Here is a 15,611-nt window from a genome sequence, read left to right as displayed (position 1 = left end):
GGCGAACCGCGCGCCTCTTCGTGACATTTAACGGAAATCATCCGCAGACGCTGTATAGGGGAATTCCACAAGTTGATATAACAACCATTTTGCTTGCTATCTCAACCTTATCGACACTGCAGCATCTTTCGTACTTTTTGCACCTTACAAGCGGGGGGATGTGGAGAGGTACAGTCAGAACGGGCTGGCGAGGCCCCGCTTCTGCCCTTCCATTGCCGTCAGGAAGCAGCCTTTCGAGCCGGGTCCTTCGATGTGAGAGCCGCCCTGGCAACGCGTTCCTGCGTCGTCGCCTGTTTTCGTGCGGCAGGTACTCCGGGGTGATCGATGAGATAGACCGAGCGATCTTTCGCGTCCTTGATCCACGCCGGCGCGCGCGCGTGGCCGCTCCAGGTGGCGCCGGTCTTGGGGTCGCGATACCTCGGCGGCAGCTTTGCAACCGGGGCCGCCTTCACCTTCTCCGCTGGCCTCGTCTTCCTGGGTGGCTTGATTTCTTTCGCACCCGGGCGGCTGAAATCGACACCCGCACGCCTGAGAAGCCTGACTGCCGGTGACTCGTCGGTGGTAATCGCCGTTTCCGCAGCGCGCTTCGAGGCCATCGCCCTTTTCGCGTTAGCCATCGCTTTTGGAGCCGCCGCGCGCTTGTGCGTCGAAGGCTCGCCCAGTTCGTCCGCGGAAATGCCAAAGCGCTTCATTTCGATTCGAATTCTGGCGATCGCTGCCTCGCGCTTCTGGCTCTCCACAGCCTCCTGTTGCAGCCGCTTTATCTCTGCCTGGATTTCGTCGTAGGACCTCACTGCACTTCCCCCACGTTGTTTTTGGTGCCGGAATTATAGGTTTGAATTCGTGATCGGGGTAAAGCCTCCATCTACCGATCGTGTCGAACCCCGTCGACAAGGATGCTTACTGAAACGTTGATTTATCAACCATATTGAAAGGAACAGGAGGAATCGGACACCGGGCTATGCATGTGCCCAAAACCGGCATCAATCACTCCCTCCGCGCCCCGAATCAATCTACCAGACCTGAAACAGCGGATTTCATTTCCGAAATCAAAGGTGTCCGCGCCGCCGCGAGATCCCTCGAACAATCAATTACTTACAGAAATCAGACGCACATGGCCCAATCCTTGCACTTGCTTAACCTCACTTCGGCACGCGCACTCGCGTACACGCTTTATCGCCTTGACTCATCGGCCACGCGGCACAGGCTGTCACCAATAAACCCATCTATCCTTTATACGGCGATGACTCACACTGAACGAAAAGACGTAGACACCCGGCCCGTCGCGGCAGCCGGCTCCCACCATGACCGGACCGACGCGACGCAAAACGGGCGATGTGCGAAGGACCGGGCTCAAGCCACAACGAACTGGGCGTGGGCGCGCGATACGGCTCACTATGACTGGATGAATTCACACGCCCCTTTCTTCGAGCGTTCCTGAGCCCGCGTGTCAGGCCCGCCTGTTTGCGGAAGTGTGAAGCACTATCAGTTTCCAGCCCTTTTCTGGTGCGTGGCTGGTCCGTTATCCGAGAGATGAGACAACTCCATCATGGCCTTTTCACCGATCCGTTCATTGCTGATTGCCAACCGGTCCGAGATCGCGATCCGGGTGATGCGCGCGGCCGCCGAGATGAACATTCGCACCGTGGCGATCTACTCAAAGGAAGACCGGCTCGCGCTGCACCGCTTCAAGGCTGACGAAAGCTATCTGGTCGGCGAAGGCAAGAAGCCACTTGCAGCCTATCTGGATTTCGAGGACATCCTGCGTGTGGCCCGCAAGGCCAACGTCGACGCGATCCATCCCGGGTACGGCTTTCTCTCCGAGAATCCCGATTTCGCGCAGGCCGTCATCGATGCCGGCATCCGGTGGATGGGTCCGTCGCCCGCGGTTATGCGCACGCTCGGCAACAAGGTCGCCGCGCGCAATGCGGCGATCGCGGCCGGCGTGCCGGTCATGCCCGCCACTGCACCGCTTCCGCAAGATCTGGACAAGTGCAGGCGTCTTGCCGCGGGCGTGGGCTTTCCGCTGATGCTGAAGGCAAGCTGGGGCGGCGGCGGGCGCGGCATGCGGGTGCTCGAACGCGAACAGGATCTCGAAACCGCGCTGCCTGCTGCCCGGCGCGAAGCGCTTGCGGCTTTCGGCAATGACGAGGTGTACGTTGAAAAGCTCGTGCGTCACGCGCGCCATGTCGAGGTGCAGGTGCTGGGCGACACGCATGGCAACCTCGTCCATCTGTACGAGCGAGACTGCACGGTTCAGCGACGCAACCAGAAGGTCGTCGAACGTGCCCCTGCACCCTACCTGGACGCCGCCACCCGCGCAAATCTGTGCGAGTCCGCGTTGCGCCTGATGCGCGCGGTGGGCTACAGCCATGCGGGCACCGTTGAATTCCTGATGGACGCCGACTCCGGCCTGTTCTATTTCATCGAGGTCAATCCCCGCATTCAGGTCGAGCACACGGTGACGGAGATGATCACCGGCGTCGACATCGTGAAGGCGCAGATCCGTATCACCGAAGGTGGCAGGATCGGCATCACCGACGACGAAACCGACGAATCCGGCAACATCCTCACGCGCGCCGCCGGCGTGCCCGCGCAGGCGGCGATCCCGCTCAATGGTCACGCACTGCAATGCCGGATCACCACCGAAGATCCGGAGAACGGCTTTCTGCCCGACTACGGGCAGCTCACGGCCTATCGCAGCGCCGCCGGCTTCGGTGTACGCCTCGATGCGGGCACCGCGTACGGGGGCGCGGTCATCACGCCCTACTACGATTCGCTGCTGGTGAAAGTGACCACGTGGGCACCCACCGCGGTTGAATCGATCCGCCGCATGGACCGGGCATTGCGCGAGTTCCGTATCCGCGGCGTGGCTTCGAACCTCCAGTTCCTCGAGAACGTCATCAATTACCCGGCGTTTGGCCGCGGCGAGCTCACCACCCGTTTCATCGATACGACGCCCGAACTGCTGGCCTTCACGAAGCGCCGTGACCGCGCCTCGAAGCTGCTGCGATATCTGGGTGAAGTGACTGTCAACGGGCACGCGGAACTGGTCGGACGGACGCTGCCCGCGTTGCCGCTGGCGAAACCTGTTTTGCCACGCGTCGACAGCAGCGGGCCGGTCCCCGCCGGTACACGGGACCGGCTGCGCGAGCTGGGCGCGGAGAAATTCTCACAGTGGATGCTGGACCAGAAGCAGGTGCTGCTGACCGACACCACGATGCGCGATGCGCACCAGTCCCTCTTCGCCACCCGCATGCGCACCGCCGACATGCTGCCGGTCGCGCCGTTCTACGCGCGCGAGCTGTCACAGCTGTTCTCACTCGAGTGCTGGGGCGGGGCGACCTTCGACGTCGCACTGCGCTTTCTGAAGGAGGACCCATGGGAGCGTCTCGCGCAACTGCGCGAACGCGTGCCCAACATTCTCTTCCAGATGCTGTTGCGCGGCTCGAACGCGGTCGGCTATACAAACTACGCGGACAACGTGGTGCGCTTCTTTGTCCAGCAGTCGGCCAGCGCGGGCGTCGACGTTTTCAGGGTGTTCGACTCGCTCAACTGGGTGCGCAACATGCGCGTGGCGATCGACGCGGTATGCGAGAGCGGCGCGCTGTGCGAGGGCGCGATCTGCTACACAGGCGACCTCTTCGACCCCTCGCGCGCGAAGTACGACCTCAAGTACTACGTAGGCATTGCCCGCGAGCTTCAGCGCGCAGGCGTGCACGTGCTGGGTATCAAGGACATGGCCGGCATCTGCCGGCCCCAGGCCGCGGCCGCGCTCGTGAAGGCGCTCAAGGAAGAAACCGGCCCGCCCGTCCACTTTCACACGCACGATACCAGCGGAATTTCCGCCGCCTCGGTGCTGGCCGCGATCGGCGCGGGCTGCGACGCGGTCGACGGCGCACTGGACGCCATGAGCGGACTGACGTCCCAACCCAATCTGTCCAGTATCGCCGCTGCCCTGTCAGGCAGCGAGCGCGACCCGGGCCTGGACCTCGAACGGATGCACGAGGCGTCGATGTACTGGGAGGGCGTGCGCCGCTACTACGCGCCGTTCGAATCGGAGATCCGCGCCGGCACGGCCGATGTGTACCGGCACGAGATGCCAGGTGGCCAGTACACGAACCTGCGCGAGCAGGCGCGCTCGCTTGGCATCGAGCATCGCTGGACGGAGGTCTCCCGCGCCTATGCCGACGTCAACCGGATGTTCGGCGACATCGTGAAGGTCACGCCGACCTCGAAGGTGGTCGGCGACATGGCGCTGGTGATGGTCGCCAACGACCTGTCGGCGGCCGACGTATGCAACCCCGCCAAAGAAATCGCTTTTCCCGAATCGGTTGTCTCGCTTTTCAGGGGCGAACTGGGCTTCCCGCCAGATGGCTTTCCGGCAGACCTGTCGCGCAAGGCGCTCAAGGCCGAGCCACCCGCGCCTTACCGGCCGGGGGACCAGATTCCGCCTGTCGATCTCGAAGCAGCGCGGGCCGATGGCGAAGCCGCGTGCTGGCAGCCGCTCGACGACCGCCAGCTCGCGTCGTACCTGATGTATCCGAAGCAGGCGATCGAGTACTTCGAGCACCTGCGGACGTACAGCGATACCTCCATAGTGCCGACGCCTGCCTTCCTGTATGGCCTGCAACCGCAGGAAGAAGCGGCGATCGATATCGACCCGGGCAAGACCTTGCTGGTCACGCTGCAGGGGCAGCACGCCGATGCCGAAGACGGCATGGTCAAGGTGCAGTTCGAACTGAACGGCCAGTCGCGGACCACCCAGGTCAGGCGGCGCACTACGGTGCAGACCGGAGCCGTTCGCGAGCGCCGGGCCGCCGCGGACCCGTCGAATCCATTACACGTGGCCGCGCCGATGCCGGGCTCGGTGGTTACGGTCGCCGTGCAGCCGGGCCAGCGCGTGAGCGCCGGCAGCACGCTGCTCGCGCTGGAGGCGATGAAAATGGAAACGCACATCGCAGCCGAGCGCGATTGTGAAATCGCCGAGGTGCGGGTGCAGGCCGGCGACCGTGTTGCCGCCAAGGATCTTCTGATCGTGTTGAAGGACGCCTGAGAAAACGTCGCGCCATCGGTTCAGGCGGGTCCGGCCCCTTCATTCAGTAACAACTATATGAGAGACAGATGAACGAAATCGGCGGTTACGACTTTGAAGACCTGGAAGCAGGCATGAGCGCCAGCTTTGCGAAAACCATTACGGAGGCGGACATCCTGCTCTTCGCGGCCGCATCGGGCGACATCAACGCAGTTCACATCAACGAGGAGTTCGCGCGGACCACGCCGTTCAAGGGACGCATTGCGCACGGGATGCTGTCCGCGAGCATGATTTCCGCGGCCCTCGCCGGGCGCCTGCCCGGCCCGGGTACCGTGTATGTCGGACAGAACCTGCGTTTCAAGGCACCGGTCCGGGCCGGCGATACCGTGCACGCAACGGTCGCCGTGAAGGAACTGCAGCCGGAAAAGAGCCGCGTCGTGATGTCGACCGTCTGCACGGTGGCGGGAAAAGTGGTGATCGACGGCGAAGCGGTCGTCATGGCGACGTCCCGTGCGCGGCGTGTGGCCGAATGCGCGGACGGTGCCGGAGAGCCTGCAATCACGAGTGAGTCAATCGAGGCGCAACAATCATGCCGTTAAACGTACCCACTGAATACGTACAGGGATTCATCACGTCCGGCCAGCAGTTCTGGCGCGCCATGGCCGCTCTGGACGCGAATGGCGTTCCCCCCGACGACACGTCCGCTGCATTGCAGCCCCTGAAATCGCTCGCCGCTCCCGTGGCGCTGCTCGAAGCGCATTCGGCGTACTGGCCACAACTGGCGACCGTCTGGACCCGCACCCTGGTGGGCACGATGGGCGCGGAAACCGAGCCCGTGATCGCGCCGGAGCGGGGCGACCGCCGCTTTGCTGCGGAAGACTGGCACAGGAGCGCCTGGTATAGCCTGCTCAAGCAGAACTACCTGCTCAACGCACGGTTGCTTGAAGACATCGTCGATGCAGTCGCCACGACCGAAAAGGACAAGCGGAAGTTCAGGTTCTTCACGCGCCAGCTCATCGATTCGCTGAGCCCGGCCAATTTCGCCGCGACGAATCCCGAGGCGCTCAAGCTCGCGTTCGAATCCAGCGGCGAAAGCCTGCGTGACGGCTTCACGAACCTGCTTGCCGATATGCAGCGCGGCAACATCTCGATCACGGACGAGACCGCTTACGAGATCGGCCACAACGTGGCTGCTTCGCAAGGCTCGGTCGTGTTCGAGAACAATCTGTTCCAGTTGATCCAGTACGCTCCGCTCACGGAGAAGGTCGCGAAACGCCCGCTCCTGATCGTGCCGCCGTGTATCAACAAGTTCTACATTCTCGATCTGCAGCCCGAAAATTCCTTTGTGCGCTTTGCCTGCGAACAGGGCATGACCGTGTTCATGGTGTCGTGGCGCAACCCGGATGCCACGATGACGCAAACGACGTGGGACGACTACGTCGAACACGGTGCATTGACGGCGCTGAACGTTGCGCAGTCAATTACCCGCGCCGACCGGGTCAACGCGGTGGGCTGGTGCGTAGGCGGCACCATTCTGTCGTCGGCCACGGCGATCGCGCGGGCACGCGGTGAAGACAAGGTGGCAAGCCTCACCTTACTCACCACGATGCTGGATTTCGGGGAACCCGGCGAGCTGGGCGTCTTCATTGACGAAGCGGGCGTCGCACAGCGCGAGAGCGCGATCGGGCAAGGCGGCCTCTATTCCGGCAAGGAACTCGGGTTCACGTTCCAGACACTGCGGGCAAACGACCTCATCTGGCCGTACGTCATCGGCAATTACCTGAAGGGCAAATCGCCGCCGGCATTCGACCTGCTGTACTGGAACGCCGACAGCACCAATCTGCCGGGGCCCATGTACACCTGGTATCTGCGCAACATGTACCTCGAGAACAACCTCTGCAAGCCGGGCCGCCTGACGATGTGCGGCACGCCCGTCGACCTGGGGAATATCGACACCCCGACCTACGTGCTGGCAACCGAAGAAGATCACATCGTGCCGTGGCGCTCGGCTCATCGATCCACGCAACTGCTTGGCGGCCCGACGCAGTTCGTTCTCGGCGCGAGCGGCCACATCGCCGGAGTCGTCAATCCCGCGTCGAAGAACAGGCGGAGTTTCAAGGTCAGCGACGATTCGACCGCCGATCCGGATGCGTGGCTGGCTTCCGCCGAAACGCGGCCGGGCAGCTGGTGGAACCACTGGATCGAGTGGCTGAAGCCGTACGCTGAAGCATCGGTCAAAGCGCGCGTGAAGCCTGGAAACACCGTTCACAAGGCGATCGAGCCGGCCCCCGGACGCTATGTGAAAGTGCGCACCGCATAGTTCGCACCCCGCTCGGGATCTGCAAGGCCGCGAAGCGTTTGCCGCTTCGCGGCCTTTTAGCATCGGCTTGATGCCTTGCACTGGCGTACGCGCGTGCCGGCGCCCAGACCCCTGACAGAAACGCCACGGCGGCATTATTTCCGCAGTGGCGTTTCTGTCCGTCTGCACGGCGATGGCCTTCGCGCTTAACGCGCCGCGCCAGTCGACTTGCGCAACTTCGCGACATCGTCCGGCGGCACAGCCGGTGCGTTGTTGTTCCAGCCGGCCCGGATAAACGTCAGTACGTCGGCGATCTGCTGGTCGTTGAGTACGGGCGCGTACTTCGGCATTGGATACGGCGCCGGAATACCGCCGACCACCAGATCGCCCGTGCCGTTCAACGTCACGTTGACAAGCGACGACGCGTCTTTCTCCAGCACGTTCGGATTGCCCGCCAGCGGCGCGAGCATCGGCGCGAAGCCCCGTCCGTCGACGCCGTGGCAGTGCATGCAGTACGCCGTATAAACCTTCGCGCCCGGATCGTTTGCTGGCCGGTTCAGCGACACCTTCGTCGCCTTCGGGTCATACGCATACTGCGCGCCGCCGTAGCCGCCCGCGGCCGGCAGCGACTTCAGATACCGCGCCATCGCGCTAACGTCGGTATCGTTCATCGCCTGAGTGCTGTTGTTGATCACGCTCGTCATGGAACCGAACGCGGACGCGTGCGCGTTCGCACCGGTCTTCAGGAACGTCGCGAGATCCTGTTCCGTCCAGCGGCCGAGCCCGACGTTATGCTCGCCCGTCAGGTTCGCGGCAAACCAGCCGTCGAGCAGACCGCCCGTCAGGAACGCGCTGCCGCTTTCGTCGAGTGCCTTTTCCTGGAACGCGAATCCGCGCGGCGTGTGACACGATCCGCAATGTCCCAGCCCCTGGATCAGATAGGCACCGCGATTCCATGCGACGTCCTTGCCCGGTTTGTCCTGGTACATGCCGCTTTTCAGGAACACGAGATTCCACAGCTTCAGCGGCCAGCGCATGTTGAGCGGCCATTTGATATCCGGCTCGCGGTTCGCCTGCTTCACCGGTGCAACGCCGCTCATGAAATACGCGTAGAGCGCGTGCATGTCGTCGTCGTTGATCTTCGCGTACGACGGATAAGGCATCGCCGGATACAGGTTATGACCATCCTTCGCGACGCCTTCACGCATCGCGCGCGCGAAGTCTTCCCCGGTATAGCGGCCAATGCCGGTGTCCGGGTCGGGCGTGATGTTCGTCGTATAGATCCGGCCCATCGGCGTGTTCATCGGCAGACCGCCCGCGAACGGCTTGCCGCGCGGCGCCGAGTGACACGCGATGCAGTCGCCGAGCTTCGCCAGGTACGCGCCGCGTTGAACGAGCGCGTCGTCGGCCGCATGCGAGACGAACGGCAACGCCATGCCCAGTGCCGCGGATAACGCTTTGAGTGTGATATTCATCGACGTTCTCCGCTCAGGCGGTCTGCAGCTGGTTGCCGACCGGCAATTGCCGGATCCGCTTGCCCGTCGCTGCAAAGATCGCGTTCGTCAGCGCCGGCGCAAGCGCCGCCGTACCCGGTTCGCCGATGCCCCCGGGCGCCTCGGTACTCCTCACGATGTGGACGTCGATCGGCGGCGTCTGATCGATGCGCAGCATCCGGTAATCCGTGAAGTTGTTCTGCTCGACGCGGCCATCCCTGATCGTGATTTCGCTGTAGAGCGCCGCCGTGATCGCGAAGATCACGCCGCCCTGTATCTGTGCCTCGACCGTATCCGGATTCACAACCATGCCGCAATCCACCGCGCACACCACGCGCCTGACCGCGACTTCGCCCTTGTCGATCGCCACGTCGACGACCATCGCAAGGAAGCTGCCGAACGCATGCATCACCGAAACGCCGCGCCCCTGGCCTTGCGGCATCGCGCTGCCCCAACCGGCCGCCTGCGTGGCGACGTCGAGCACGTTGCGCGCGCGCGGCGACTTGCCGAGCAGGTCGCGACGATATTTGACGGGATCGATCTTCGCCTGCGCGGCAAGTTCGTCCACGAAACTTTCGACGACGAACGTGCCGCGCGTGGGTCCCACGCCGCGCCAGAACGCGGTGGGCACGGCGTGCGGCTCCTGGCGCACATAGTCGATGAGCTGGTTCGGCAGGTCGTACGGCAGGTCCGAGGCCACTTCGACGGCATCGGGATCCAGGCCGTTTTTAAACGCCGGTGGCGCGAAGCGGGCAAGGATCGATGAACCCACGATGCGGTGCTGCCACGCAACCGGCTTGCCGTTCGCGTCGAGGCCCGCGGAAATCCTGTCGTAGTAGTACGGGCGGTACATGTCGTGCTGGATGTCTTCCTCGCGCGTCCACACCACCTTGACCGGCACGCCGAGCTGCCTGCCGATCTTCAGCGCCTGCGTCGCCATATCGAACTCGAGCCGCCGCCCGAAGCCGCCGCCCAGCAGATGGTTATGGACGGCAATCTTCTGCGCCGGCAGGCCGGTCACGGCCACGGCCGCATCGACGATGCGCGTCGGCACCTGTGTGCCGAGCCAGACATCGCAGCCATCGGGCCGCACATGGACCGTGCAGTTGACCGGTTCCATTGTCGCGTGCGCGAGAAACGGTTGCTGATACACCGCATCGACGCGCGTCTTCGCGGACGAAAACCCGCTATTCACATCGCCGTCCTTGCGTGCGACGGCACCCGTGCGCTGCGCGGCGTTCGCGAGATCGTCGACAATCTGTTTCATCGATATCCGCGCGCCCGCGCCCTCGTTCCACGTGATTTCGAGCGCCTGCACGCCGCGCTTGACGGCCCATGTGTGGTCGCCGATCACGGCCACGCCATTGTCAAACTTCACCACCTGACGCACACCCGGAATCTTCCTCGCGTTCGTATCGTCGACGCCCGCGAGCGTGCCTCCGAATACCGGGCACGTCGCAATGGCCGCATAAACCATGTCGGGCACACGTACGTCGAGACCGAACACCGCCGTGCCATCCACCTTCTCTGGCGAGTCGAGGCGCTTTGCGCCCGTGCCGACCAGCTTGAAATCCTTCGGATTTTTAAGCTGCACGTTTTGCGGCACGGGCAGTTTCGCCGCCGCATCGACGAGATCGCCGTACGCGATGCTGCGGTTGCTGTCGGGATGCACGACCTTGCCCGCCTGCGCGTGACAGGTCGCGGGATCGACCTGCCATTGCTGCGCGGCCGCGCTGACCAGCAGCACGCGTGCGGTGGCGCCCGCACGCCGCATCGGTTCCCACGCGTAACGGATCGACGTCGAGCCTCCCGTGAGCTGGCCGCCGAGCAGCGGATCCGTGAAGAGCTTCGCGTCCGGTGGTGCGTGATCGATCGTGACGCTATCGAGCGGCACTTCGAGTTCCTCCGCGATCAGCATCGGAATCGACGTGTACACGCCCTGGCCCATTTCGACCTTGGGAATCACGAGCGAGACCTTGCCGGTCCGGTCGATCTGCACGAACGCGTTCGGCGCGAATACGCCGTCTTGCGGCGTCTCGACGCCGTCGCCGCCGATCACCGATTTTCGTGACGCCTGATCCTGGCTTGCCGCCGGCAGACTGAAACCCAGCAGCAGGCCGCCGCCTGCTGCCGCGCCGACCGTCGCACCGAACTTGAGAAACGTGCGACGGGACACGCCGTGCGGATCCTTTTCGCGCTTGCCGTCGTTTTTCGCATCGAGCAGTCCTTGCGACATGTCACGCCTCCTTCGCTGCTTGCCTGATGGCCGCGCGGATGCGGTTGTACGTGCCACAGCGACAGATGTTGCCTGTCATCGCGGCATCGATATCGGCATCGGTGGGATTGGGGTTCGACGAGAGCAGCGAAGCCGCGGACATCACCTGTCCGGACTGACAGTAGCCGCACTGCACGACATCGAGCTGACGCCACGCGGTCTGCACTTTCCTGCCCGCGGGCGTGTCGCCGACGGCTTCGATGGTCGTCACCCTGCGCTCGCCGATTGCCGCGACCGGCAGCACACATGAGCGAACCGCGACGCCGTCGAGATGGACGGTGCAGGCACCACATTGGGCAATGCCACAGCCAAACTTGGTGCCGGTCAGCCCGACGAGATCGCGCAACACCCAGAGCAGCGGCATATCGGGTGGTGCATCGACGGTATGAGTCTGTCCATTTACGGTAAGCGTTGTCATAGGCGGCTCCGGATTGTGGGGCTATTGTTTTGGATGGGACAGGAATCGCGCTGGCAAGCCGGAATTTATTCCGTCGGCCATCGCTAATACGGGACTATGCTGATGAACAGCGCGAGGACCAGCGTCTGGCACTCAGTGGGACAGCAATGAACGGCGATGAAGGAAGAGGCGAAACGATTGTAGCGCCGACTGAAATTGCGTGTTGGCCGTCTGTCAGCGCGTGTGCCGGCAGGCTGGCAGAATCGCCTGACGAACTGAAAGGAGAGAACGATGAACGAAGCGCGCGCGATTCAATTCCTGAACACCATTCGCAAACCGTTGTTGTCGCTGCACAAGGCGATTCTCGACCACGAGCGTGCGTCGTATGAGAAAGACTTCGGCCCGGTCACACCGGCGGCGTTTCTTCAGGTGCTGATCAACGGCTCGGGCTTTCGCTGGATCACGCCGCTCTCGACGCTCATCGCGAACATCGATGAAGTCGTCGACGACAAGGAAGCCACACCCGCCGACAGGACGGCCGCCGCGGAAGCGGTTATCGCCCTGTTCGCGCCCGGCGACCCGAACGCGGTGTTCCTGCCGCGCTATCTGCCATTGCTGCAGATGAGCCCCGACCTGTTGCACGCGCATGGGCAGGTCGCGCAGGCGCTGCGCGAGGCGGCGGACAGGTAGCGCACGGCCAGCGGTGCGGCGTTCGCGTCAGGCAAAAGCTTTTACGACGATGCGTGCCGCGGCAGCGAGTACGTCGCTGCGCGACTTCGCGTCCCTGTCACGCTGCGTGAAATAAGTCACGAGCACGATCGGCGGTTTTGCGGGCGGCCACAGCACGGCGAGATCGTTGGTCGCGCCGTAATCGCCCGTGCCGGTCTTGTCGATCACGTCCCAGCCCGTTGGGACGCCCGCGCGAATCCGCTCGCCGCCCGTTGTATTCGCGCGCATCCACGCCTGAAGCTGGTTGCGCTGCGGCGCGCCCAGCGTATCGCCAAGTGCGAGGCGCTGCACGCTTGCCAGCATCGCGGCCGGTGTCGTCGTGTCGCGCGGGTCACCGGGAATTGCCGTGTTCAACTCCGTTTCCCAGCGGTCGAGGCGGAACGTTTCGTCGCCGGTCGAGCGCGCGAATGCCGTGACCGCGGACGGCCCACCCACGATTCTGATCAGCAGGTTCGCGGACGTGTTGTCGCTATAGTCGATGCCGGCCGCGCACAGTTCGGCAATCGTCATGCCTTCAGCGACATGCTGTTCGGTAACCGGCGAATACGCGACGAGGTCGGCCTTCGTATAGCGCACGCGCTGTTGCAGAAACCCGGGCTCCTTCGCGCTGCGCGCGAGGATCGCGGAGACGATCATCACCTTGCACGTGCTGCAAAACGCAAAGCGTTCGTCCGCGCGATGCATCAGCGTGGCGCCATTCGCCGTATTCAGCGCCGCGACGCCAAGGCGCCCTGCTGCCGAGGTTTCGAGTGCCGCCAGTTTCGCCTCCGGCGAAGCGCCTTTCGAAGCACCGGTTGCCCACGAAGAACAGGCCGCGATGAAAGGGGTGGAAGCAGCCGCGAGCAACAGCCCGCGACGGGAGGATGAATGAGTCATGGCTGGATGTTTGCCGGAATGGTCATGGTGCGTTTCGATTGCATGATCTCGTGAAGGTTCCCCGCTAGCCAGGTGCACGCCGGCGGGTCCCGAATATCCTCACCATTGTTTTTTCAACCTGAAGCGGCCGGATTCCGTGCGTCAGGTCGCGCAAAGGACGTTTCGCTATTGACAACGTCATCATCATGCATTTCAGACTGCGCTAAATCCCCTTGTTTCAGGGGATTTTATGCGTCGTTCACTTGTTTGAACCGCTCGATGGCATTGCTTGCGCAAGAATTCGCCCGCTTTTGTCGCGATTGTTTCAGCGCAGCGTGCAATCAAAGGTGAGGTTCTGCGGGAGGTCTCCCGATGCGTCTCGTCCGGTCCGTTGCTAGCGCAACGAACGGCTTCGCGGCTTTGCACCGCTGGCTTGTGCGACATCGTTCAGCTTGCGCCACAACGTCGTCTTGCTGATGCCGAGCATCTCGCACACCTGGTCACGGTCGCCATTGCATGCGTCGAGCGCGGCGCGAATCTCGTCGGCTTCGACGCGGCGGCTGCGCTGACGCAACGTCAGGCTCGCCGCTTCGCGCGATGCACGCTCGAACAGTTCGGGTGCGATAGAACGCAGCACATCGCCCGTCAGTTCAACTGCATCCGGGTCCGCGAGTTCGACCGCGATCCGTTCGATCACATTCTGTAACTCGCGCACGTTACCGGGCCACGGATGTTCGCTTAACGGAACACGAACCGCGTGCAGCACTTTCGCCGCGTCGGTGACGTTGTGAATCTGCCGTGCCAGACGCGGCTCGCGGCGCGCAGTCTGCACGAGCAGTTCAGCGGCGAGCGGCAGAATGTCCACCTGCCGTTCGCGCAGCGGCGGCAGTGCGATGTTCAGAATATTGAGCCGGTAATACAGATCGGCGCGAAACTCGCCGGCGTCGATGCCTTCTGTCAAACCACGATGCGTCGCCGCGACGATACGCACGTCGATGCGCGTCGGCTCCGTCGAACCGAGCCGCACGACTTCGCGTTCCTGCAACACACGCAACAGACGGCTTTGCAGCGGCAACGGCATTTCGCCGATCTCGTCGAGAAAGAGCGTGCCGCGATGCGCCGCTTCGATCAGGCCCGCCTTGCCGCCGCGTCGCGCGCCGGTAAACGCGCCCTCTTCATAGCCAAAAAGTTCGCTCTCCAGCAGCGCTTCGGGAAACGAGCCGCAATTGATCGCGACAAACGGAAAGTCGCGTCGCGCGCTCGCCTGATGGATGCTCTGCGCCACCATCTCCTTGCCGGTGCCGCTTTCACCGCGAATCAGAACCGTCGCTTCCGACTGCGCGTAGCGTCGCACGAGGCTGCGCACCCGCTCGATGGCCGCGCACTCGCCGACGATGTCATCGAGCGTGTAGCGCGCGGCGAACTGTTGCGCGCGCTGCCGCGACCGCAGCGTCCGGTCGAGCCGTTCGACCGCGCGCGATTCCTGGAACGTCAGCACAGTGCCACTGGTGACGCCGTTATCGGCGAGCGGACCGCGATGCACGACATAGCTCACGCCGCGCACCGTTTCCAGCGATTCGCCCTCGGCGTCGGGCACGGCGTTGGCGATATCGGGCGCGAGATCGAGCAGCAGCTTGCCGGCCGCGGTGGCGGGATCAATACCGAGCGTGAGCGCGAGGCGCTGGTTGATCGCTTCGACGCGCCCCTGCGCATCGAGCGCGACGACGCCGTCGCGCAGATGTTGCAACACGCTGTCGAGCCGCTGCCGGCGCACCGCTTCGCGCCAGGTGGCTTGCGCGACATCGAGCGCGTTATCGAACGCGGCGCGCACCGAAGCACGCGAATACAGAAACACCGCGCCCATGCCGGCTCTCGCGGCGAGGTCGGTGACGAGCCCCGGCCCGACCACCGTTTCGACGCCGCGATCGCGCAGATCGAGCACGCACGTTTCCGCGTCCTGTGCGGATTCGTAGGAGCCGAACACGACGTCGATACCGTAGGCGGAAACGAAACGGCGCAGCTCGCCAGGCGTTTCGCCGTGTGTGACGAGCCCAACCGATGCGCCATCGCGCCGCGCGCGCGCCAGCGCATGCATGACGTCGAAGCCGGTCGGTGCGACCAGTACGACCGGCACGTTGACGCGCGCTTTCAGGTACGTCCCGTTCGATCCGGCGGCAACGACGATGTCCGGACGGTTCGCGCCCGCCGCCGCGATTTCGTTGACGGCGTCTTCGAAGCCACGTGAGATAAGCCGCAGATCGGCGCGGCCATCGTATTCACCCGCGATGTCCCGGTACAGGTCGCGCAGCTTGCTGATACCGATCGCCCACATGCGCGGACGCGGGCCGGATACGGGAAGCGGCATCATGATCGCTCGGGTTTCGTGGCGTCGAAATTCATCCTGAGATTATGCATCATACTTCATCGATGAAATTTTAAATTTCATTTATGAAATCACACGGTCAAACCGCGAATTAGCGATCGTCTTTTAAATCAATGGTTTAGCGCGTTTTCATGTGACTGGCCCG

10 protein-coding genes are annotated in these 15,611 nt (G+C 63.4%); 4 read left to right on the top strand and 6 right to left on the bottom strand.

Annotated features, from left to right (window positions below):
• Window positions 1–218 precede the first annotated feature (218 nt).
• Window positions 219–794, bottom strand: coding sequence for an H-NS family nucleoid-associated regulatory protein (locus tag LPA34_RS07415; RefSeq protein WP_228976534.1), 576 nt, complete (start codon window positions 792–794; stop codon window positions 219–221).
• Window positions 795–1,549: 755 nt separating this feature from the next.
• On the opposite strand from LPA34_RS07415, the gene LPA34_RS07410 reads away from it, so the two are divergent.
• The 3 genes from LPA34_RS07410 (at window position 1,550) to LPA34_RS07400 (ending at window position 7,355) form a co-directional block, all read left to right on the top strand.
• Window positions 1,550–5,056 carry a pyruvate carboxylase gene (locus LPA34_RS07410; protein WP_267478866.1) on the top strand — a complete coding sequence of 1,169 codons (3,507 nt, stop codon included), beginning with the start codon at window positions 1,550–1,552 and terminating at the stop codon, window positions 5,054–5,056.
• A gap of 68 nt (window positions 5,057–5,124) precedes the next feature.
• Window positions 5,125–5,634 (top strand): MaoC family dehydratase, encoded by a 510-nt coding sequence (locus LPA34_RS07405; protein WP_228976532.1) that lies wholly within the window; start codon window positions 5,125–5,127, stop codon window positions 5,632–5,634.
• Window positions 5,625–7,355, top strand: coding sequence for a PHA/PHB synthase family protein (locus LPA34_RS07400; RefSeq protein WP_228976530.1), 1,731 nt, complete (start codon window positions 5,625–5,627; stop codon window positions 7,353–7,355). Before LPA34_RS07405 ends, LPA34_RS07400 begins: the two co-directional genes overlap by 10 nt.
• A gap of 185 nt (window positions 7,356–7,540) precedes the next feature.
• Here the strand turns inward: LPA34_RS07400 and LPA34_RS07395 are convergent, their stop codons facing one another.
• Genes LPA34_RS07395 through LPA34_RS07385 form a run of 3 tightly spaced genes read right to left on the bottom strand, consistent with a single transcriptional unit; the run spans window position 7,541 to window position 11,520 of the window.
• A complete protein-coding gene (locus LPA34_RS07395; RefSeq protein WP_228976528.1) occupies window positions 7,541–8,809 on the bottom strand; it encodes a cytochrome c in 1,269 nt (422 codons plus the stop codon).
• 13 nt (window positions 8,810–8,822) lie between these two features.
• Window positions 8,823–11,063 carry a xanthine dehydrogenase family protein molybdopterin-binding subunit gene (locus LPA34_RS07390; protein ID WP_228976526.1) on the bottom strand — a complete coding sequence of 747 codons (2,241 nt, stop codon included), beginning with the start codon at window positions 11,061–11,063 and terminating at the stop codon, window positions 8,823–8,825.
• Between the two features lies 1 nt (window position 11,064).
• Window positions 11,065–11,520, bottom strand: coding sequence for a (2Fe-2S)-binding protein (locus LPA34_RS07385; RefSeq protein WP_228976520.1), 456 nt, complete (start codon window positions 11,518–11,520; stop codon window positions 11,065–11,067).
• 270 nt (window positions 11,521–11,790) lie between these two features.
• Here LPA34_RS07385 and LPA34_RS07380 point away from each other — a divergent pair, with 270 nt between their 5' ends.
• The gene (locus LPA34_RS07380; protein ID WP_228976518.1) at window positions 11,791–12,189 is read left to right on the top strand and encodes a hypothetical protein; all 399 of its coding nucleotides are present in this window, start codon (window positions 11,791–11,793) and stop codon (window positions 12,187–12,189) included.
• Window positions 12,190–12,216: 27 nt separating this feature from the next.
• Here the strand turns inward: LPA34_RS07380 and bla are convergent, their stop codons facing one another.
• Both bla and prpR read right to left on the bottom strand, forming a co-directional pair.
• Window positions 12,217–13,104, bottom strand: coding sequence for a class A beta-lactamase (gene bla / locus LPA34_RS07375; protein WP_228976516.1), 888 nt, complete (start codon window positions 13,102–13,104; stop codon window positions 12,217–12,219).
• Between the two features lie 373 nt (window positions 13,105–13,477).
• Window positions 13,478–15,451: a propionate catabolism operon regulatory protein PrpR gene (prpR, locus tag LPA34_RS07370; RefSeq protein WP_228976515.1), complete on the bottom strand. Its 1,974-nt coding sequence runs from the start codon at window positions 15,449–15,451 to the stop codon at window positions 13,478–13,480.
• Window positions 15,452–15,611: the final 160 nt, after the last annotated feature.

The organism is Paraburkholderia gardini, from assembly GCF_907164575.1.
In the GTDB taxonomy this organism is placed as follows: Bacteria; Pseudomonadota; Gammaproteobacteria; order Burkholderiales; family Burkholderiaceae; genus Paraburkholderia; species Paraburkholderia gardini.
This window is presented reverse-complemented; position numbering and strand designations above follow the sequence as displayed.